This is a genomic window from Gordonia oleivorans (genome assembly GCF_040044975.1).
In the GTDB taxonomy this organism is placed as follows: domain Bacteria; phylum Actinomycetota; class Actinomycetes; order Mycobacteriales; family Mycobacteriaceae; genus Gordonia; species Gordonia oleivorans.
In genome coordinates this window covers 456,290-477,088 of the sequence record NZ_JBDZDI010000001.1, presented here as the reverse complement: position 1 = coordinate 477,088, position 20,799 = coordinate 456,290, and the positions used below count along the sequence as shown (strand labels likewise).

At 67.4% G+C, this 20,799-nt stretch carries 17 protein-coding genes; 13 read left to right on the top strand and 4 right to left on the bottom strand.

The window, feature by feature from the left end; all coding sequences use genetic code 11:
* Positions 1-22: 22 nt before the first annotated feature.
* The 8 genes from ABLE92_RS02090 to ABLE92_RS02055 all read left to right on the top strand — a co-directional run bounded on the left by ABLE92_RS02090 (position 23) and on the right by ABLE92_RS02055 (position 11,665).
* Positions 23-577, top strand: coding sequence for a CGNR zinc finger domain-containing protein (locus ABLE92_RS02090; RefSeq protein WP_348802881.1), 555 nt, complete (start codon positions 23-25; stop codon positions 575-577).
* Between the two features lie 44 nt (positions 578-621).
* Positions 622-4,197 (top strand): transcription-repair coupling factor, encoded by a 3,576-nt coding sequence (gene mfd / locus ABLE92_RS02085; RefSeq protein WP_348802880.1) that lies wholly within the window; start codon positions 622-624, stop codon positions 4,195-4,197.
* A gap of 99 nt (positions 4,198-4,296) precedes the next feature.
* Positions 4,297-5,280, top strand: coding sequence for a nucleoside triphosphate pyrophosphohydrolase (locus tag ABLE92_RS02080; protein ID WP_348802879.1), 984 nt, complete (start codon positions 4,297-4,299; stop codon positions 5,278-5,280).
* Positions 5,281-5,482: 202 nt separating this feature from the next.
* Positions 5,483-6,955, top strand: a complete 1,473-nt coding sequence (locus ABLE92_RS02075; RefSeq protein WP_348802878.1) for a sulfatase family protein — start codon at positions 5,483-5,485, stop codon at positions 6,953-6,955.
* A 120-nt stretch (positions 6,956-7,075) separates the two neighbouring features.
* Positions 7,076-7,873, top strand: coding sequence for a trehalose 2-sulfotransferase (stf0, locus tag ABLE92_RS02070; protein WP_348802877.1), 798 nt, complete (start codon positions 7,076-7,078; stop codon positions 7,871-7,873).
* On the top strand, positions 7,870-8,835 hold the full coding sequence (gene cysD, locus ABLE92_RS02065) for a sulfate adenylyltransferase subunit CysD (protein ID WP_348802875.1): 966 nt from the start codon (positions 7,870-7,872) through the stop codon (positions 8,833-8,835). Before stf0 ends, cysD begins: the two co-directional genes overlap by 4 nt.
* The gene (cysC, locus tag ABLE92_RS02060) at positions 8,835-10,739 is read left to right on the top strand and encodes an adenylyl-sulfate kinase (RefSeq protein WP_348802873.1); all 1,905 of its coding nucleotides are present in this window, start codon (positions 8,835-8,837) and stop codon (positions 10,737-10,739) included. The genes cysD and cysC overlap by 1 nt, the downstream gene beginning before the upstream one ends.
* The gene (locus ABLE92_RS02055) at positions 10,736-11,665 is read left to right on the top strand and encodes a formylglycine-generating enzyme family protein (protein ID WP_348802872.1); all 930 of its coding nucleotides are present in this window, start codon (positions 10,736-10,738) and stop codon (positions 11,663-11,665) included. The genes cysC and ABLE92_RS02055 overlap by 4 nt, the downstream gene beginning before the upstream one ends.
* Before the next feature lie 76 nt (positions 11,666-11,741).
* On the opposite strand, the gene efeB is transcribed toward ABLE92_RS02055, so the two are convergent.
* From efeB to efeU, 4 genes are read right to left on the bottom strand one after another with little or no spacing between them, the layout of a single operon-like run.
* Positions 11,742-13,055 carry an iron uptake transporter deferrochelatase/peroxidase subunit gene (efeB, locus tag ABLE92_RS02050; protein WP_425476250.1) on the bottom strand — a complete coding sequence of 438 codons (1,314 nt, stop codon included), beginning with the start codon at positions 13,053-13,055 and terminating at the stop codon, positions 11,742-11,744.
* Complete coding sequence (efeO, locus tag ABLE92_RS02045; RefSeq protein WP_348802869.1) at positions 13,055-14,242, bottom strand: iron uptake system protein EfeO; 1,188 nt, start codon at positions 14,240-14,242, stop codon at positions 13,055-13,057. Before efeO ends, efeB begins: the two co-directional genes overlap by 1 nt.
* Entirely contained in the window at positions 14,239-14,598 is a 360-nt protein-coding gene (locus ABLE92_RS02040) for a hypothetical protein (RefSeq protein WP_348802868.1), read from the bottom strand. The genes efeO and ABLE92_RS02040 overlap by 4 nt, the downstream gene beginning before the upstream one ends.
* Before the next feature lie 33 nt (positions 14,599-14,631).
* Positions 14,632-15,948 (bottom strand): iron uptake transporter permease EfeU, encoded by a 1,317-nt coding sequence (gene efeU / locus ABLE92_RS02035; RefSeq protein ID WP_348802867.1) that lies wholly within the window; start codon positions 15,946-15,948, stop codon positions 14,632-14,634.
* Positions 15,949-16,239: 291 nt separating this feature from the next.
* Here efeU and ABLE92_RS02030 point away from each other — a divergent pair, with 291 nt between their 5' ends.
* The 5 genes from ABLE92_RS02030 to ABLE92_RS02010 all read left to right on the top strand — a co-directional run bounded on the left by ABLE92_RS02030 (position 16,240) and on the right by ABLE92_RS02010 (position 20,552).
* Complete coding sequence (locus tag ABLE92_RS02030; RefSeq protein WP_348802866.1) at positions 16,240-17,001, top strand: lytic transglycosylase domain-containing protein; 762 nt, start codon at positions 16,240-16,242, stop codon at positions 16,999-17,001.
* A 102-nt stretch (positions 17,002-17,103) separates the two neighbouring features.
* Positions 17,104-18,387 (top strand): phosphopyruvate hydratase, encoded by a 1,284-nt coding sequence (gene eno, locus ABLE92_RS02025; RefSeq protein ID WP_348802865.1) that lies wholly within the window; start codon positions 17,104-17,106, stop codon positions 18,385-18,387.
* A gap of 13 nt (positions 18,388-18,400) precedes the next feature.
* Positions 18,401-19,048 carry an FtsB family cell division protein gene (locus tag ABLE92_RS02020; protein ID WP_348802864.1) on the top strand — a complete coding sequence of 216 codons (648 nt, stop codon included), beginning with the start codon at positions 18,401-18,403 and terminating at the stop codon, positions 19,046-19,048.
* Positions 19,049-19,083: 35 nt separating this feature from the next.
* On the top strand, positions 19,084-19,608 hold the full coding sequence (locus ABLE92_RS02015; RefSeq protein WP_348802863.1) for a DUF501 domain-containing protein: 525 nt from the start codon (positions 19,084-19,086) through the stop codon (positions 19,606-19,608).
* On the top strand, positions 19,605-20,552 hold the full coding sequence (locus ABLE92_RS02010) for a Ppx/GppA phosphatase family protein (RefSeq protein ID WP_348802862.1): 948 nt from the start codon (positions 19,605-19,607) through the stop codon (positions 20,550-20,552). Before ABLE92_RS02015 ends, ABLE92_RS02010 begins: the two co-directional genes overlap by 4 nt.
* Positions 20,553-20,799 lie beyond the last annotated feature (247 nt).

Here is a 20,799-nt window from a genome sequence, read left to right as displayed (position 1 = left end):
TCCGATTCGGTAATGTGTCAACATGATTTTCGGTGATGACGTGGACCTGGCGCTGCAGGCGGCGGTCACCCTGGTCAATTCGGGCTCGCCCCCGGACACCTTCGAGACGATCGCCGATCTCGACGCGTACTGGGAACGGTTCGGCTACACCGGCCGCCGAGTCGGCGATCGCGCCGAACTCGACAGCGTCCGGGCCATCCGGCCGCGTCTGCGGGCACTGTTGCTGGCCGACCGCGACGACGCCGTCGACCTGGTCAACACGGTCCTGCGCCGTCACCGGGCGCTGCCTCAGCTGGTCCGGCACGGGCGGACCGATTGGCATCTGCATGCCATCGATGACGACGCGCCCTTGGCCGACCGGATCATGGTGGAGACCGCGATGGCGCTGGTCGACGTGATCCGCGCCGATGACCTGTCACGCCTCGCGATCTGCGCCGACGAGGGCTGCGACGCCGTCGTCCTCGACCTGTCCCGCAACCGATCGCGACGGTACTGCTCCACGGCGTGCACCAACCGCAATGCGGTCGCCGCCTACCGCGCCCGGCAGGGCGATCCCGAGGGAGCCCGGCGGGCATGACCACCGGACGCTGACCGCTGACGCCAGGTCCTACAATCGCACGAGTGTCGTCTTCACCCGCCCTGTCCGGACTTGCCGCTCTCACCTGTTCGGATGCCTCGCTCGCCGCGCTCCGTGAACGGTGCGACACCGACCGCCTCGACATCACCGGACCGGACGCCGCGCGCCCCTTCGTCGTCGCCTGTCTCGCAGCGTCGTCGGCGCCGCTGCTCGTCGTGTCCGCCAACGGTCGCGAGGCCGACGACCTGACCGCCGAGCTGCGCGAAATGCTCGACGACCCGGACTCGGTCGCGCAGTTCCCGTCCTGGGAGACGCTCCCGCATGAACGGCTCTCGCCCAGCGCCGACACCGTCGGCGCGCGTCTGGCGGTGCTGCACCGTCTTGCGCAGCCGGGGGAGCATCCGCTGCGCGTGGTGGTGACCACGGTGCGTTCCCTGGTGCAGCCGATGGCACCGGGCCTCGGTGCGGTCCGCGCCATCACCCTGCGCGAGGGCATCGAGATCGACTTCGACACCCTTCTGGCCGATCTGGTGGAGATGGCCTACGAGCGCGTCGACATGGTGGGCCGGCGTGGCGAGTTCGCAGTCCGCGGCGGCATCCTCGACGTCTTTCCGACGACCACCGACTATCCGGTGCGCGTGGAGTTCTGGGGTGACGAGATCACCGAGATGCGCGCCTTCTCGGTCGCCGATCAGCGCAGCCAGCCCGAGATCGACGCCGCCGAGGTGCAGATCCATCCCTGTCGTGAACTGGTGCTCACCGAACGGGTCCGCCACCGTGCCGCCGACCTCGCCGCGGCGAACACCGGCGACGAGGCACTGGCCGACATGCTGGCGAAGCTCTCCGAGGGCATTCCGGTGGAGGGCATGGAAGCGCTCATCCCGGCGCTCGTCGACGGGCAGATGCAACTGCTCACCGAGGTGATCCCGGACGGCTCACGGGTCCTCGTCCTCGACCCGGAGAAGGTCCGCACCCGCGCGGGCGACCTCGCGGCCACCGGAGCCGAATTCCTCGAGGCGTCCTGGAACGCGGCCGCCTTCGGGGCCTCGGCGCCCGTCGACAACGTCGGCGGCGCAACCGGAATCGACCTGCAGGCCAGCGCCTACCGTCCGCTCGACGAGGTGATGGACACGACCATCGCCGCCGGTCGCTCCTGGTGGACGATGAGCCCGCTGTCGGCGGGCTTCGGCGACGAATTCGAGCTGGACCTGGTGGCCGGGCCGACGCCGCACGGCGGTGAGAAGGAGATCGCGGAAACCTTCGCGATGCTGCGCGCGCACGTCGCCACCGGCAAACCCGCCGCAATCGTGGTGGCCGGCAAGGGAACCGCCACCCGTATCGGCGAACGCCTCGCCGACGCCGAGGTGCCGCATTCGATCGCCGAGCCGGGGGACCGGCCCGCCGACGGCGAGGTCACCGTCTACGGCGGCACCCTGCGCCACGGAATCATCTCTGCCTCTGCGGGATTGGTGATCGTCACCGAAACCGACCTGACCGGCTCGCGGGTGGCGGCCGTGCGCGACGGGCGGCGGCTGCCCGCCAAACGACGCAACCAGGTCGACCCGTTGGCCCTGACCGCCGGTGACCTGGTGGTGCACGACCAGCACGGCATCGGCAAGTTCGTCGAGATGATCGAACGCACGGTGTCCGGGGCGCGACGCGAATACCTGGTGCTGGAGTACGCCGCGGGCAAACGCGGTCAGCCCGGCGACCGGCTCTACGTTCCGATGGATGCCCTCGACCAGCTGTCCCGGTACGTCGGTGGCGAGCAGCCGTCGCTGTCGAAGCTCGGTGGTTCCGACTGGCAGAACACCAAACGCAAGGCGCGCAAGGCCGTTCGGGAGATCGCCGGTGAGCTCGTGCAACTCTACGCCGCCCGCCACGCCGCCCCCGGGTACGCCTTCAGTCCGGACACCCCGTGGCAGCGGGAGATGGAGGACGCCTTCGACTTCACCGAGACCGTCGATCAGATGACGGTGATAGGCGAGGTCAAGGACGACATGGAGAAGCCCGTCCCGATGGACCGGGTGATCGTCGGCGACGTGGGCTACGGCAAGACCGAGATCGCGGTGCGCGCGGCCTTCAAGGCCGTCCAGGACGGCAAGCAGGTGGCCGTTCTCGTGCCGACAACCATTCTGGCGCAACAACATCTGCAGACCTTCACCGAGCGGATGTCGGGTTTCCCGGTGCGGGTGCGGGGGCTATCGCGGTTCACCGACACCAAGGAATCCAAGGAGATCATCGAGGCGATGGCCGACGGTTCGGTCGACATCGTGATCGGTACCCACCGGCTCCTGCAGACCGGGGTCACCTGGAAGGATCTCGGCCTCGTCATCGTCGACGAGGAACAGCGTTTCGGTGTGGAACACAAGGAGCACATCAAGTCGCTGCGCACCCACGTCGACGTGCTGACCATGTCGGCCACCCCGATCCCGCGCACCCTGGAGATGTCGATGGCCGGCATCCGGGAGATGTCGACGATCCTCACCCCGCCCGAGGAGCGGCATCCGGTGCTCACCTACGTGGGCGGGTATGCGGCCAAGCAGGTGGCCGCCGCCATTCGCCGCGAACTCCTGCGTGACGGGCAGGTCTTCTACGTCCACAACCGTGTCTCCACCATCGACAAGACGGCCAAGGAGATCGCCGACATGGTCCCCGAGGCCAGAGTCGTTGTGGCACATGGCCAGATGAACGAGGATCAGCTCGAACGCACCGTCTCCGGATTCTGGAACCGGGAGTACGACGTGCTGGTGTGCACCACCATCATCGAGACCGGACTCGACATCTCCAATGCGAACACCCTGATCGTCGACCGCGCCGAGAATCTCGGTCTGTCGCAACTGCATCAGCTGCGCGGCCGGGTGGGACGCAGCCGGGAACGCGGATACGCCTACTTGCTCTACAGTTCCGAGAAGCCGTTGACCGAGACCGCCTACGACCGCCTGGCCACCATCGCCCAGAACAACGAACTCGGCGCGGGAATGGCGGTGGCGCTCAAGGACCTCGAACTGCGCGGAGCCGGAAACGTGCTCGGCGCCGAACAATCCGGTCACGTCGCCGGAGTGGGATTCGACCTGTATGTGCGGCTCGTCGGCGAGGCGGTGGAGGCCTATCGCGCCGCCGCCGACGGTAAACCGGTGACCAGCGAAGAGGTCACCGAGGTGCGTGTCGATCTCCCCGTCGACGCCCACATCCCGGTCGAATACGTCGACTCCGACCGCCTGCGCCTCGAGGCGTACCGCAAACTCGCCTCGGCATCGGCCGATTCCGAGGTGGACGCGGTGATGAGCGAACTGCTCGACCGCTACGGGGAACCGCCGGAGGAGACCCGGCGCCTCGCCTCGATCGCCAAGCTGCGATTGCGTTGCCGCGAACGTGGTGTCGCCGAACTCGGGGTGGTGGGAACCAACGTCAAGGTGTCGCCGCTGCATCTGCTCGACAGTGAGCAGATACGCCTCAAGCGGCTGTACTCCGCGGCGTCCTATCGTGCGACGACCGGCGTCATCACGCTGCCGATCCCACGGACCGGCGGGGTCGGATCGGCGCGACTGCGCGACGACGAGCTGATCGACTACCTCGTCACCTTCCTGACGCAGCTCAAACCTACGCCGGCGCCGTAGCCGATCCCCGAGAGAAACCGCATCGACATCCCACGTTGTCGCGGGTACACCGTTTACGGTTGTCGTGTTCTCACATACGTTCCGTGAAAGGTGCCCGCGATGACGGTGGTCCTGCTCGATCCGCTGCGTCCGGACATGATCCCGATCCGCGCACGGTCGGAGCTGTCCGGAACGGTGTATGTGACCGAGGACGTCCCCACCACGATCCTGTGGGAGCTCGATCACTTCGAGCCGGTCTTCGACGAGACACCCCTGGGAACCACACTGTTGTCGACCGATCCGCATCATCGGTTGGTCGCCGCGCGCAGAGCGCTCGGTGACACCGTCATCGAGGCGACCCCGCTGGCCGGTGGTGACCTGCTGGCCGCCGTCGCGCTGATGGACACCCTGCGACGCAACGGTCCGTGGGAGTCGCAGCAGACCCACGCCTCGCTGCGGCGCTACCTGCTCGAGGAGGTCTACGAGCTCCTCGACGCCTTCGACTCCGGCGATCAGGCACACCTGCGCGAAGAGCTCGGCGACCTGCTGCTCCAGGTGTTGTTCCATGCGCGTATCGCGGCCGATCATCCGACCGAGCCGTTCGACATCGATGCTGTCGCAAGAAGTTTCACCGATAAGGTGACCCGCCGCACTCCCGGGGTGCTGTCCGGGGCGCACAGCGATCTCGAGACGCAGATCCGCGAGTGGGAAGAGCGCAAGGCCGCCGAGAAGAATCGGGGATCGGTACTCGACGGGATCGCCACCACCGCGCCGGCTCTCGCACTGACTCAAAAGGTTCTCGAAAGGCTCACCGCCGCAGGCTATCCCGTCGAACGCATCGATCCGGAAGTGCTGACGGTGACCGTGGCCGCCGGAGACGACAGCGTCGAGGCCGCCGCGCGAGCACGCACCCTGGACCTGATGGCCCAGGTGCGTGCCGTCGAGGAACAGGCCCGGGCCGACGAGGTCGTCCTCGACAGCCGCGAGGCGTGGTGCTCGATCCTCGACGGCACGGCGGTACCGGAATCGGAACCGGAAACGGAACCGCAGTTCGAGGATCCGGCCCCGGTCGCCGAAACCGACGGCGAACCCCCGGCCGAGTAGTGGCAGCATGCCATCTGCATGCTCAACTCCCACCCGCGCGGAATGCATGACGTGTAGGTGGGAGGTGCGCGCGCACCGCCGGTACGGTGCACGTTCGGATCACGGTGATTTCAACGTGGTGGCCGGGGCCGGAGGCCGCCGCCCGCACCCGCCCCGCGATACCCCCACGACATGGGAAAACGCGGCCGTGCATCATGGAGGGATGCCTTTCGACACCGCAGGCGACCCCGATGGAGGCACCCGGAGCACCCGCGAGAACGTGATCCTGGTGCACTGGCACGATCTCGGTCGCCACCTGAGGTGCTACGGCGCCGACGGTGTCGAGAGCCCCCATCTCGACGCGCTGGCCGCCGAGGGCATCCGGTTCACTGACGCACATGCCACCGCCCCGCTGTGCTCACCGGCCCGCGGTTCACTGTTCACCGGCGAATATCCGCACCACAACGGGCTCGTCGGCCTGGCGCATCACGGGTTCGCCTATCGCGACGGCGTGCAGACGCTTCCGGCTCTGCTGGGTGGTCACGGGTACCGCACGGTGCTCTTCGGCATGCAGCACGAGAGCACCGATCCCACCAGCATCGGCTTCGACTCGGTGGATGTCTCCGACTCACGGTGTGACTACGTCGTCGGTGAATCGCAGTGGTGGCTGCGGCGTCACGTCGAGGCCGGCGGAAACCGGCCGTTCCTGTTGACGGCCGGATTCTTCGAGACGCACCGTCCCTACCCCGACGACGAGTACGCACCCGCCGACACCACCGACATCGAGGTGCCCGGATTCCTGCCCGACACCGGTGACGTCCGCGACGACCTCGCCGGTCTGCACGGCAGCATCACCAAGGCCGACGCCGCGGTGGGGCGGCTGCTCGCCACCGTCGACGAACTCGGACTGGCCGAGAACACCTGGATCGTCTTCGTGACCGACCACGGTCTGGCGTTCCCGCGTGCCAAGTCCACGCTGTACGCCGAAGGGACCGGCGTCGCCCTGATCGTCCGGCCGCCGCGGGCCCGCGGTATCGCCCCGCGGGTCTATGACGACCTGTTCTCCGGGGTCGATCTCACGCCGACCATTCTCGACCTGCTCGGGATGGATCTGCCCGACACGGTCGACGGTGACTCCCATGCCGCGGAGTTGACGGACGCCTCCGACGGTGCGGTGCGTGAGGAGGTCTTCACCGAGAAGACCTATCACGACGCCTTCGACCCGATCCGGGCCGTGCGCACCAAGACGCACAGCTACATCGAGAACTACGCGCACCGTCCCGAACTGTTGCTGCCACTCGACATCGCCGACAGTCTCTCCGCACGATCCCTCGAGCCGGCTATCACTGTCCGGGACCGCGCGCACATCGAACTCTACGATCTGGTTTCCGATCCGTATGAGCAAAAGAACGTCGCCGACGATCCCGACTACGCCGAGATCCGCGCCGACCTCGCGGCGCGTCTGGCCCGGTGGCGCAGCACCACCGGCGACGCACTTCCCCCGGAGGCGGAGGGAACCGCGGTCGCCGAAGCGTTCATGGCGGTCTTCAACGCGAAGACCGAGGCCGGAGACCCTGCCGAGGAGGCACTTCCGTCGCGGCGGCCGCTCGGCGAACGCCGCGAGCTCAGTGGCGATCTCACCTCCGGTGAGGGCGACGTGGTTCGCGCCTCACACTCGGCGGGCGCCACGCACTGACCGCCGGATCGACGGCGTGCGGTCGGGCACGCACACTGGCCCGTCGGTGTCAATGATTTTCCGCGCGCTGGCCGTAAAATCCCAGGTTGCGGGCGGTTTCGAGGTGGCTACACTGAGCCGGTGTCCAGCCAGAACTACCTCGTGTGCGCCAGTCAGCGCAGTGGGAGCACGCTGCTCGTCGAGTCCCTCGCCGCCACCGGTGTGGCCGGGACCCCCGAGGAGTTCTTCCAGTACCTCACGTCGTCCTCACAGTCCCCGCAGCCACGGGAATGGTTTGCCGGAGTGACGGATTCGACGATCCTGGATCTGCTCGACGAGGTGGACCCGGGAGAGGTCGACACTCGCGACTTCGATCGGTGGCGCACCGATGTCCTCGAGGCCGGCCGCACTCAGAACGGCGTCTGGGGCGGCAAGCTGATGTGGAATCAGACGCCACTTCTGATCGCGCGGACCCGCGTCGCATCCGGGTCCCTGCGCACGGCCATCCGTGAACTGTTCGGCGACGATCCGCTTTTCGTTCACGTCTATCGTGAAGATGTTGTGCCGCAGGCTGTCTCGATGTGGCGTGCGGTACAGACCCGGGTGTGGCGCGACGGTCACGGTCCGCATTTCGAGGCCGACCGCGACGAGAAGGCGCAGTACAACGCCGAGGGCATCGCGCACCTGGCAGCCATCCTGTCCGAGCAGGAACGGCAGTGGCGACGCTGGTTCGCCGAGGAACAGATCGAGGCCATCGACATCGAGTTCGGGGAGTTGGTCAAGGATCCTCAGGGCACCACGGCCGTGGTACTCGAAGCCCTGCACCTCGATCCCGGACTCGCCCCGCCACCACCTCTCAAGCCCCAGTCGAATGCGCGATCCAAGGAATGGGTCACGCGCTATCGTGCCGACGCGGAACAGAACGGATATCCACTATGACCGCCGACCTCACCGACCATCCGACATCGGCGCCCGCATCGGAATTCGATCATGTTGCCGCACTGCGCATCCTGGAGTCGGAATCCGTTCACATCATCCGTGAGGTGGCCGCCGAACTCGAGCGTCCGGTGTTGCTGTTCTCCGGCGGCAAGGACTCCATCGTCCTATTGCGATTGGCGGAGAAGGCATTTCGGCCGAGCCCGCTGCCGTTCCCGATCCTGCATGTGGACACCGGTCACAACTTCGACGAGGTGATCGAGTTCCGGGACCGGCGAGTGGCGCCGACCGAGGAGAATCCCTCCGGCATCAAACTGATCGTGGCGTCGGTTCCCGATGCGATCGCCGCCGGCCGGATCGCCGAATCGACCGACCCGTCCGGATCACGCAACCGCCTGCAGACCCGGGTGCTGCTCGATGCATTGGAGGAAGGCGGATTCGACGCCGCCTTCGGCGGTGCGCGCCGCGACGAGGACCGCGCCCGCGCCAAGGAACGCGTGTTCAGCTTCCGTGACGAATTCGGCCAGTGGGATCCGCGGGCGCAACGCCCGGAACCGTGGTCGTTGTACAACGGCCGCATCCGGAAGGGGGAGTCGGTCCGCGTCTTCCCGCTGTCGAACTGGACCGAGACCGACATCTGGCGCTACATCGAACTCGAGCAACTCGACCTGCCGTCCATCTACTACGCCGCCGAGCGTGAGGTGTTCGACCGGGACGGCATTCTCCTTGCGGTGTCCGAGTTCTCGCAGCCGGGCGCGGCCGACGAGGTGAGCACCGAATGGGTGCGCTACCGCACCGTCGGTGATCTGACGATCACCGGGGCGGTGCGCTCACGCGCCACCACCATCCCCGAGATCATCGCCGAGATCAGCGAGGCGACCGTCTCCGAACGCGGCGAGACCCGCGCCGACGACCGGACATCGTCGGCCGCCATGGAAGACCGTAAACGAGAGGGCTACTTCTGATGAGCACCGCTGTCGCACGGCCCCATCGACCGACCACCAACCGGCAGATCCTGCGCCTGGCAACCGCCGGCAGCGTCGACGACGGCAAGTCGACACTGATCGGCCGACTACTCCACGACACCGGCAGCCTGCCCACCGATCACCTCGCCGGGGTGACCTCCGACGACGGTGACGTCGACCTGGCGGCCTTATCGGACGGGCTGCGCGCCGAGCGGGAGCAGGGCATCACCATCGATGTCGCCTACCGCTTCTTCTCCAGCGACACACGCAGTTACGTCCTCGCCGACACGCCCGGTCACGAGCGCTACACCCGCAACACCTTCACCGGTGCCTCCAATGCGCACGTCGCGGTCCTGCTCGTCGACGCCCGAAAAGGATTGCAGCGTCAGACCCGTCGCCACGCGCGGATCGCCACCCTCGTCGGCGTCCCGCACGTCATTGCGGCGGTGAACAAGATCGACCTCGTCGACTTCTCGCAGGAACGATTCGACGAGTTGCAGGCAGACCTGACCGAACTCGCTGTCCAGCTCGGGATCGGTGAGATCCTCGCGATCCCGGTGGCCGCCAAGATCGGCGACAACGTCGTGCACCGCTCGTCCCACACTCCGTGGTACTCCGGTCCGACCCTGCTGGAGTACCTGGAATCGGTGGAGCTGCAGGCACCGTCGCCGCAGCCGCGGGAACTCCGGCTGCCGGTGCAATGGGTGTCGCGGCCCGGTCCCGACGGCAAACGCAACTACACCGGACGGGTGGCCGCCGGCACCCTGGCCGTCGGCGATCCGGTGACGGTGTTGCCCTCCGGCTCACGCAGCGTCGTCACCGCACTCGACACCCTCGATCCGCGGCGCGACGTCGCGGTGGCGGGCCTGTCGGTGTCGGTGCAACTGGCCGACGAGATCGACATCGGCCGCGGTGATGTCCTCATCAGCGGCGCCGAGGATGCGCATCGGCCGGTGCCGGCGCGCGAGTTGTCGGCCACGCTGTGCTGGCTGTCGGAGGCGCCGCTGCATGCCGGCGATCGGGTTGCGCTCAAGCAGGGCGCACACACGGTCCGCGCCACCGTAGGCTCGCTCGAACGCCGCCTCGACCCGGAGTCGCTCCTCGAGGTCGTCGGACCAACAGAGTTGGGCCTCAACGACATCGGCACCGTCACGCTGCGTACGTCGTCGGTCGTGGTGGCCGACCGCTACATCGAGAACCGGGACACCGGCGCCTTCATCCTGATCGATGAATCCTCCAACGACACCGTCGGTGCCGGCACCATTCTCGAACCGCGAGAGGTCATCCCCGGCAAGGCCACCCGCAACGACATCAAGTGGCACCCGAGTTCACTCAACCGCTCGGAACGGTGGGCCAAGACCGGACAGCGGGGCGCCACGGTGTGGCTGACCGGACTGCCCGCCTCGGGGAAATCGACGGTGGCCGTCGCGCTGGAACGAGAACTGGTCAACCGCACGCGGGTGGCCTATCTCGTCGACGGTGACAATATCCGGCACGGCATCTCCGACGACCTGGGCTTCTCGCCGGGGGACCGGGCCGAGAACATCCGCCGGGTCGGCCATCTCGCCCGACTGTTCGCCGACGCCGGGGTCATCGCGATCGCGTCGATGGTCTCGCCCTTGCATTCCGATCGGGAGATCGCACGGGAACTGCACCACGCCGCCGACCTGGACTTCGTCGAGGTGCACGTGTCCACCCCGGTCGGCGAATGTGAACGTCGCGACCCGAAGGGCCTGTACGCGCGGGCTCGGCGCGGTGAACTCAAGGGCCTCACCGGTATCGACGCACCGTACGAGAAGCCGCTGAATCCGGACCTGCGATTCGACACCACCGGAGCCGACATCGACGAACTCGCCGGTCGGGTACTGGCGCTGCTGGCGCAACGGGGCATCATCGAGGAGTGAGTTGTTGCCACCCGGAACGTGACGCCCAGCGCGAGGAGGACTCCGCGGTAGGTGTGCCGACGTCCGGCGGCAGCCATGGAATCGAGTCGGTGGCCATCCCGGCGGGCGAATTCGCCATGGGCGACGCGTTCGACGAGGGGTACCGCACCGACGGCGAGACCCCGGTTCATCGAGTGACGCTGAGCGCGTTCGAGATCGACACCACCACCGTCACCAACGAGGCATTCGGTGTGTTCGTCGCCGACACCGGTCACCTCACCGATGCGCAACGATTCGGCTCGTCGGCGGTGTTCGCCGGGCACGTGCCGACGGGACATGTGTCGGGGGAGGCCGGTGTCCGGATCGTCGGCACCCCCTGGTGGATCGACGTCCCCGGTGCCACCTGGGATCACCCGTTCGGACCCGGCAGCGACCTCGCCGGTCGTGCCGATCACCCGGTGGTGCACGTCTCCCATCGGGACGCGCTCGCATACTGCGCGTGGGCCGGACGTGCACTGCCCACCGAATCGCAGTGGGAGTACGCCGCACGCGGTGGGCTCGACGGCGCCCGGTTTCCCTGGGGCGATGAGCACCCGACCTCAGATGATCCGCGGTGCAACATCTTCCCGGGAGAGTTCCCCGACCGTCCCGACGGCCCGGTCGGGACGATGCCCGTCACATCGTTCGCGCCCAACGGATTCGGCCTGTACCAGATGGTCGGCAACGTCTGGGAATGGTGCGCCGATCGGTTCAGTGCGCGGGCCTATCGCACGGCGCCGGCCGACGATCCGATCGGCTCCGAACGCGGGCGGTCACGCGTCCTGCGCGGCGGCAGTCACCTCTGCCACGACTCCTACTGCTACCGCTACCGGGTGGCGGCACGCTCACACAACACTCCCGAAACATCCACGGGCAACATCGGTTTCCGTACCGTCGGCTCGGCCTAGCCGTCGAGTGGGCGCCCATGCGCGTCGAGTGGGCGCCTCAGATTATCGACTGTGCTGCAACAGGAATCCGATTCACTCAGCCCCGGTACCCGAGCATGGTCTTGCCGTACCAATCGCCGATCTCCTTCAGGCCCGGTGGGACCGCCCACAGTGAACTCGAGATCGGGGAGATGTACTCGTTCAGCGCATCCTGGGCGAGGTTGTTCTGGATTCGTGCGAACTGATCGTGCGCGTTCTTCTGGTAGGCCATGAAGAACAACCCCGCGGCGAGTGTTCCGGTGCGCGTGTCGATTCCGTCGGTGTAGTTGTAGCCGCGACGCAGGATCTGGGCCCCGCCGTTGCTGTCCGGGTGGGCGAGACGAACGTGGGAGAAGCGGTCGATCTTGGTCTGGCCCGAACTGTCCTTGACCGCGAAGTCGAGGTCGGTGAACTCCTCACCGCCCGACAGTGGCGCGCCGGAATCCTTGATACGACCGAAGATCCGTTCCTGGTCGGAGATGTCGTCGGAGTCCCACGCCTCGATGTGCATCCGGATCTTGCGGGTGACGAGGTAGCTGCCGCCGGTCATCCAGGCCTGATCGGTCTCGTCGCCCACCCACACCCACTCGTCGGCGACGGCCGGTTCCTCGGCCTTGATGTTGGCGGTACCGTCCTTGAATCCCAGCAGGTTTCGGGGTGTGACCTGGGATGTGGTGGTGGCCGATGCGCGACCGAAACCCTCCTGCAGCCACCGCAGAGTGACCACGTTGCGGCCGATCCGCGCGAGATTGCGCACCGCGTGGAAGGCGACCTGCGGATCCTCCGAACACGCCTGGATGCAGATGTCACCACCGCTGATGGTGGGATCGATCGTGGTGTCGACGGCCAACTGCCCCAACGGTTTCAGTGCGGAAGGCATCTTCGATTGCAGGCCGAGCCGGTCGTCGAACAACGTCGGCCCGAAGCCGACGGTGACCGTCAGCAGGTTCGGGCCGAGGTCGAAGGCCTCGCCGGTATCGGCCGGCGGCGACTGCGGCCGGGATTCGACCGGCCCGACCGGTTTGCCCTCGACGAGCAGGCTGGCCGCCGCCGCCCACCGCGCCAGCATCACCTCGAGGGTGTCGACGGTGACGGTGTCCTTCAGGTCGAACGCCGCGAACACCAACGAATTCTGTTGGCGGGTGATGATTCCTGCCTGATGCGGACCGTAGAACGGTACCGACTGGTCGGCGGTGTCCAGCGAGTCGTCGGCGGTCAGCGCGTAGGTGATCCCGGCGCCGGCGGCCCCGCCGACCGCCAGGCCCGCACCCGCGATCCCGGCGCCGGTGAGGAAGCCGCGACGGTTCACCCCACGGCTCCTCCCGGTGCGCGGTTCGGCGGGGTCGGGTTCTGGCGTGTCGGCGGTGCTCATCAGCTGGCTGCGGCGATCTTGCCACCGGCCTGAGACAGCGGATCCTTGACGGCGATGATGGCCGCGGCCATCTCGCGCTTCTGCTCCTCGGTGACCTGGCCGAACGGCTTGAATCCGCCGGGCGCGTTGGGGTCACGGAAGGAGTCGACGAGGTCGTCGACCTTGTCGAAGGCCTGCTGGATGGTCGTCGTCAACTGCGGATCGATCTGATTCAGAGCAGGTTTGACGATGGCGAAGGCCTGCTGACTACCCTCGATGTTGGCCTGCATGTCGACGAAGTCGATGTGGCTGTACGCCTCTTCCTCGCCGGTCAGCTTGGTGGTCGAGACCTCGTCGAGCAGGTCGCCGGCACCGTTGATGATGTCGGCGGGCTTGACCTCGAAGCCCGGCTCGTTGACCAGTCGCTGCAGATCCTTGACGTTGGTCAGCAGGGTCTGGGACACCTGCTGCATTCCGTCGAGGTTGCCGGCCTCCCACAGTTGCTTCTCGATGACGTGGAAGCCTTCCCACGTGTCGCCCGGACCGACCGCATCCGGACGTGCGTCGATCGCGACGTCGAGGTTGACGGCGTTGTCGGTGGAGCAATCGGCGGCACCGTTGGCGCAGAAGGTTCCGGCGATCGGTTCGATGCGTTCGTAGTAGGGCCGGGCCTTGATGTAGGCGTCCTTGGCGGCGCTGACATCTCCGGCCTGGACCGCGGTGTTGAGTGCCTCGGTGGCGGTGACCAGACTGTTGACCTGGGTGATGACGTACTGCTTGTACTCGGCGGCCGCAGCGTTGAGCTGATCGGCGACGGTGCCGGATGCCTGGGCGGCCTGCCCGGTCACCGTGAAGGTGGTCTTCTCCGTGGTCGCGCCGGGGCAGTAGATCTCGTAGGTGCCGCCGTCGAGCTTGTGGGAGAACGACGTTGCGGCCATTCCGGGTGCGATGTTCTCGCGTTCGGCGAGGATCTTGCCGTCCTGCAACAATTCCACTTCGCTGACCGCTGCCGCGTTGGTGTTCTTGATCTCGAACGTGATCGGGCCGGCCTCGACCTTGTCCGGAGTCACCGTGCAGCCGTCGTTGGTCATCTCGACCGTGACGGTCTTGGCCTCGCTCGACGAATCGTCGTCGCTGCTGCTGCAGGCGGCGACGCCGGCGAGGGCCACCACAGACGCCCCTGTGGCGACGAGTCGCATTGCCTTCATCGGGTGTGCTCCTTTTCCTCCAACGGCGCTTCGGTAGCGGCCGGGTCTTGGGTTCGGTGTCGTCGGATGAACAGCAGGGCGGCTGCCACCAATGCGAGGACGACGGCGACGACGGTCAGTGTCAACGGGATTCGCACGCCCTGCGATTCGTGATCGAGCTGCTGTGTGTGAGCGCTGTCGAGGGCGGTGAGTTCGACGGAGGTGGGCTCATGACTCGCGGTGACGGTGCCGACCCTGCCCAGTACCGTCGCAGCGCCGCGCTCCGGGGTGGCCGTGGCGGTGATCGCGTAGATCACCCGTGCGGCCAGCGGTCGATGGAAGTACGGGTCGAGCGCGACGGTCACCGTCGCGGTCACCGCGTACACGACGGGGGCGGACGCGCCGAACTTCTATGTGTCGAGGCCGACCGGGATGCGTCCGTCGTTGGCGGCGACCACCTGGGCGAGGGTGACGGTGGTGGGCGCGCCGGTCACCAGGGCGTCGACGGGGATGGCGGGGCTGATCACCTGGGTGTAGCCCGGTGCGGCCACGGTGCCGAATGTCGTGGGGGCGATCGCACTGAGCCGGGGCATCGGCGTGGTCACGTCACCGGACTGCAGGGAGCCGGTCGCCGACTCCGCGGTGGCGTCGTCGACGGTCACCGCGACACCATCGGGTGCCCGCATCGTCGTACCGGCGAGGATTCCGCTGGTGGTGGGCGCCTGGGTGACGGACATGGCCAACGTGGTGGGTGGCAATGACGGCGTGGCGGGCGCGGTCAGGAACACGACCAGCGCCGCGACCGCGGCACCGGCGGCCAGAGCACCCGAGACGAGACCGACCCGACGACGAGGGAACGGTTTTCCGGCGGGCCACAACACGATCCCACCGACGATCAGCACGTAGAGCACCCAGCCGACAACCTCGATCAGCACCGGTTTGGGTTGCAACCCGAGCACGCCGGTCAGCAGCGACGACTGCACCGATCCCGGCCGCACCAGCCAACTCAGGTCGAGGATCTGCTGCTGGCCGGCGTCGAGCCAGCCGGCTTCGTGGGCGGTGTGCAGGGCCGTCATCACCAGGCCCGCCGCCACCAGGACGAGCAGCAGGCCGGTGACCTTGAAGAAGCGTGCCAGGTTGATCCGGACGCCACCGCGGTAGATTCCGTAGCCGAGCGCGATGGCGATCCCGATACCGATGATCGCGCCGGCGGCCGAGGGCACCGCGTTTCCGCAGGCGTTGAAGGCGGCGACCAGAAAGACAGCGGTCTCCAGCCCTTCCCGCAACACTGCGAGAAACGCCATCAGCACGAACGCCGTCGCCGAACCATCGGCCATCGCGTCGGAGGCGGCAGACTCCAAGTCTCCCTTGAGGTCTCGTGAGTGCTCACGCATCCACACGATCATGTAGGTGACCATCGCGACGGCGATCACCCCGATGACGGTCTCCAGTGCCTCCTGCTGGCGTTGCGGGAGATCGCGGGAGAGAACTTCGAGGCCGAGGGCCACGGCGACGCAGATGGCAACGGCCACAACGACGCCCACCCACATCCAGCGCAGGGCGTCGGTGCGGTTCTGCCGGCGCAGGAACGCCGCGATGATGCCGACGATGAGGGCGGCCTCCAGGCCCTCGCGGAGTCCGATGATCGTGTCGCGAGCACGGCCACCCCATCCGGGTCGGGCCGGAAATGCCGGAGTTGCCGGAGCCTGGCCGGGATGCCGGATCACGGTTGACGGCCGTGACCAATGTGGGCGTGGCGCCCGACGTCGGCTCCATGTTCTGACTTTCGGTTATCGCTCGGCCGCGACGGAGGTCCGTCGTTTGGTGAGGCTAACCGATGACAGTAGCGCCTCGGATGGGGAACCGGAACGGCGTGGCCGGAGTTGAGAAGTAAGTCGGGACCATCGGCCCCACGGCGACGCCGCGATGTGGCGATCCGGTGCCCGATGTGTCACCCTGATTCGTTTGTTTGTCCAGGCTGTGAAGTCCACAGGTGTGAGTAGCGGTGAGGTGCAGTGATGTACGGGGGTAGGGGAGTGCGCAGACGTACCGTGGTGGCGGCATCGGCGGTGCTCGCGGTCATCGGTTCGCTGACGTTGACCAGTTGCCTGGATCTGCCGTCGCTGAACCGGCCCGACATCCCCGACGGCATCCCGCCGGCGATGGGCACCCCGCAGCCCTACATCGACATCGATGCCCCCGGACGCACCGCGGCGGAGATGGTGCAGTGGGCGACGCCGATCTCCGAGGCGACCGGTATCCCACTGGTGTCGCTGGAGGCCTACGGCAACGCGGCCGAGATCCAACGGCAGCAACATCCCGAGTGCGGCATCGGGTGGACGACGCTGGCCGGCATCGGTGGGGTGGAGAGCAAACACGGCACCTACCGGGGCGCGCGTGTCGCGGCCAACGGCGACACCTCACCACCCATCCGCGGGGTGCCACTGGACGGTACGCGCGGCAACCTGGAGATCCCCGACACCGATCAGGGTCGACTCGACGGCGACTCCACGCATGATCGGGCGATGGGTCCGTTCCAGTTCATCCCCGAGACCTGGACCCGCTACGGCGTCGACGCCAACGGCGACGGCAAGGTCGACCCCGACAACATCGACGACGCGGCGTTGTCGGCGGCACGGTATCTCTGCGTGTCCTCCGGCGGTGACATGACCACCGCGGCCGGATGGGAGAAAGCGGTGATGGTCTACAACAATTCGATGGCCTACGTCATCAATGTCCGCGACCACGCCAACGCGTATTCGGTGAACGTCCGATACTGATCCCCTCCTCGCCGGAAGAATCGGCGCACATGTTCTAGGCTTTGACGCGTACCCGTCGGCGCCCCAAGATGTCGCCGACCCGTTCATCGAAGGGGCTACACCGTGGCAATCATCGAACAGGTTGGCGCACGCGAGATTCTCGATTCGCGAGGCAACCCGACCGTCGAGGTCGAGGTCGTTCTCGACGATGGAACCTTCACTCGTGCCGCCGTTCCGTCGGGTGCCTCGACGGGTGAACACGAGGCCGTCGAGTTGCGTGACGGTGGCGAGCGCTACAACGGCAAGGGCGTCACCAAGGCCGTCGAGGGTGTCCTCGGTGAGCTGGCCCCGGCCGTGATCGGTATCGACGCCGAGGAGCAGCGTCTGGTCGATCAGGCACTCCTGGACTGCGACGGCACCCCCGACAAAAGCCGCATCGGCGCCAACGCCATCCTCGGTGTCTCCCTCGCCGTGGCCAAGGGCGCCGCCGAATCGGCGGGCCTGCCGCTGTTCCGCTACGTCGGCGGACCCAACGCGCACATCCTCCCTGTGCCCTGCATGAACATCATCAACGGTGGTGAGCACGCCGACAACGGCATCGACTTCCAGGAGTTCATGATCTGCCCGGTCGGCGCACCCACCTTCAAGGAGGCCCTGCGGGCCGGCGCCGAGGTCTACCACGCGCTCAAGTCGGTGCTGCACAAGCAGGGACTGGCCACCGCGCTCGGCGACGAGGGTGGATTCGCCCCCGACCTGGCCAACACCGACGCCGCGATCTCGGTGATCGGCGAGGCCGTCGGCAAGGCCGGCTACAACTTCGGCAAGGACATCGTGATCGCGCTGGACGCGGCCGCTACCGAGTTCTTCTCCGACGGTGTCTACAAGCTCGAGGGCAAGGACTACTCGTCCGACGAGATGGTGCCGTACTACGAGAAGCTGGTCGCCGACTTCCCGATCGTGTCGATCGAGGACGGACTGGCCGAGGACGACTGGGACGGCTGGGCCAAGCTCACCGAGGCCATCGGCGACAAGGTGCAGCTGGTCGGTGACGACCTGTTCGTCACCAACCCGGAGCGCCTCGAGGAGGGCATCTCCAAGGGCATCGCCAACGCGCTGCTGGTGAAGGTGAACCAGATCGGCACGCTCACCGAGACGCTGGACGCGGTCGCCCTGGCCCACAACAACAGCTACAAGACGATGATGAGCCACCGGTCCGGTGAGACCGAGGACACCACCATCGCCGACCTCGCCGTGGCGTGTGCCAGCGGTCAGATCAAGACCGGTGCCCCGGCCCGCAGTGAGCGCGTCGCCAAGTACAACCAGCTGCTGCGCATCGAGGAAGGCCTCGGTGACGCGGCACGCTACGCCGGGGACCTCGCCTTCCCCCGGTTCTCGTTTGGTTCGTGATTAGCTAGGGCCCATGGCAGAGGGCTATGGGCGTTCCCGCGACGATCGGCGTCGGCGGGCGAACGGATCCGCTCGGGATTCGCGTTCCACGGAACGAGCCCGCCGCGCCCGCCGCTCGTCGTCGTCGACGTCGCGTCGTCCGGTCTCGGTGATCGAGACCGGCGAGCAGGAAATCCACTCCGATGACGTCGGAATCGTCGACGAGATCACCGACGACCGTCCACGGCCGAGTCGCCTTCCCCGACGCCGTCCCCCCGTCACGCAGACGATCGCCGGACGGGTCCGGCGGATGGATGCCAAGCGGGCGGTCGTCCTGGCGCTGGTCCTCGGTGTCGTGATCGTCGCGTTGGCACCGTCGCTGCGCAACTACTATGCGGGCCGCACCGAGTACAACCAGATCGTCGAATCCAACGCCCAACTGCGCGAACAAGAAGCCTACTACCAGCAGAAGGTGAACGAGCAGGGCGACCCTGCGTACGTCGAGGCGCAGGCCAGGGCGCGTCTGCAGTTCGTGCGCCCCGGCGAGACCCCGCTGGTGATGATGTACCCCGGCGACGCGGAGCGGCAGGCGCAACAGCAGGCCGCCGAGCAGCACGCCCGCAACCCCTGGTACGGCAATCTGTGGGAGTCGGTGTCGACGCCACCCGACGACGACCGGTGAGCCACGCCTCGCCGGGCCGGTAGGGTTATCCACTCGTGAGCATCTCTGACGACGATCTGGCGATCGTGACCGCGCAGCTGGGACGTGAACCGCGCGGGGTGATCGAGGTCAGCTACCGCACCCCCGATGGGCAGCCGGCGGTCATCAAGACGCGACCGCGCCTGCCCGACGGCACGCCGTTTCCGACCCTGTACTACCTGACCGATCCACGGCTGACCGCCGAAGCGAGCCGGCAGGAGTCGGCCGGGGTCATGAAAGAGATGACCGCACGGCTGTCCGCGGACCCCGAACTGGCCGCCGCCTATCGCCGCGCGCACGAGTCCTACCTCGCCGAACGTGACGAGATCGACTCTCTCGGAACGGATTTCACCGGCGGAGGGATGCCGGACCGGGTCAAATGCCTGCACGTGCTCATCGCCCACTCGCTTGCGAAGGGGCCGGGGGTCAACCCGCTCGGTGACGAGTCCGTCGCGCTGGCAGCAGATTCCGGTCTCCGGGGTAGCGCGATCCCGGCGGACTGGCCGCCGTACACCGCACCGGCCGAAGGCGACCCGTCATGACCGTCGTCGGCGCCGTGGATTGCGGCACCAACTCCATCCGCCTGCTGATCGCGCGTCCGGCCGAGGACGGCCGACTGACCGACATCCGCCGCGAGATGCGTGTCGTCCGACTCGGGCAGGGCGTCGACGCCACCGGCATGTTCGCCGACGAAGCGCTCGAGCGGACGCGGGCAGCGTTGTCGGACTACGTCGACGCGATGGTGGACGCCGGCGTCGAACGCGTCCGGATGGTGGCGACCTCGGCCACCCGGGACGCGTCCAACCGCGACGACTTCTTCGCGATGACGGCCCGGTTGCTCGGTACCGTGGTTCCCGGCGCCGTCGCCGAGGTGATATCCGGAGACGAGGAGGCGCGCCTCTCGTTTCGGGGTGCGGTGAGCGAACTCGACTCGGCCCGTGGGCCTTTCGTCGTGACCGATCTGGGCGGAGGTTCCACCGAGGTGGTCGCCGGCGACGGACATGAGGTGATCGCCGGGTACTCGGCGAACATCGGATGTGTCCGCGTCACCGAACGGGCGTTGCCATCCGATCCGCCGACCGACGACGAGGTCACCACCGCACAGGAGTTCATCCGGGACCGGTTGGCGCCGGCATTCGCGGCGGTGCCCGTCGAGCGCGCTCACACCTGGGTCGGCGTCGCCGGCACCCTGACCACCCTCGCGGCCCTGCACCTCGGCCTGACCGACTACGACTCCGACGTGATCCACCTGTCGAGCGTGCCGCTCGACGACCTCGACGCCGTGTGCCGTCGACTCGTGGCGATGACGCGAGCCGAACGCGCCGCACTGGGGCCGATGCATCCCGGTCGCGTCGACGTCATCGGCGGCGGCTCGCTGGTGACCATGGAGTTGGCGCGGCAACTCGCCGAGCGGGCCGGGATCACCGAACTCGTCGTCAGCGAACACGACATCCTCGACGGGATCGCGTTGGGGCTACTGGACTGACTGTCTCACCGGTCGTGTGTGTCCCGTTGGTCGGGAGGTGGCTGGTGGGTGTGGCCGGTTTTCCGTTGGTCGAGCCGCCTCGTGCGGGCTTGTGAGCCCGTGGCGTGTGTCCCGTTGGTCGCGGTGGCTGGTGGGTGTGGCAGGTGTTTCGTTGGTCGAGCCGCCTCGTGCGAGCTTGCGAGCCCGTGGCGTGTCGAGACCACCCGCAACCCGAAAACCCTTCCGGGCCAACACCCTTCGCCGGCCA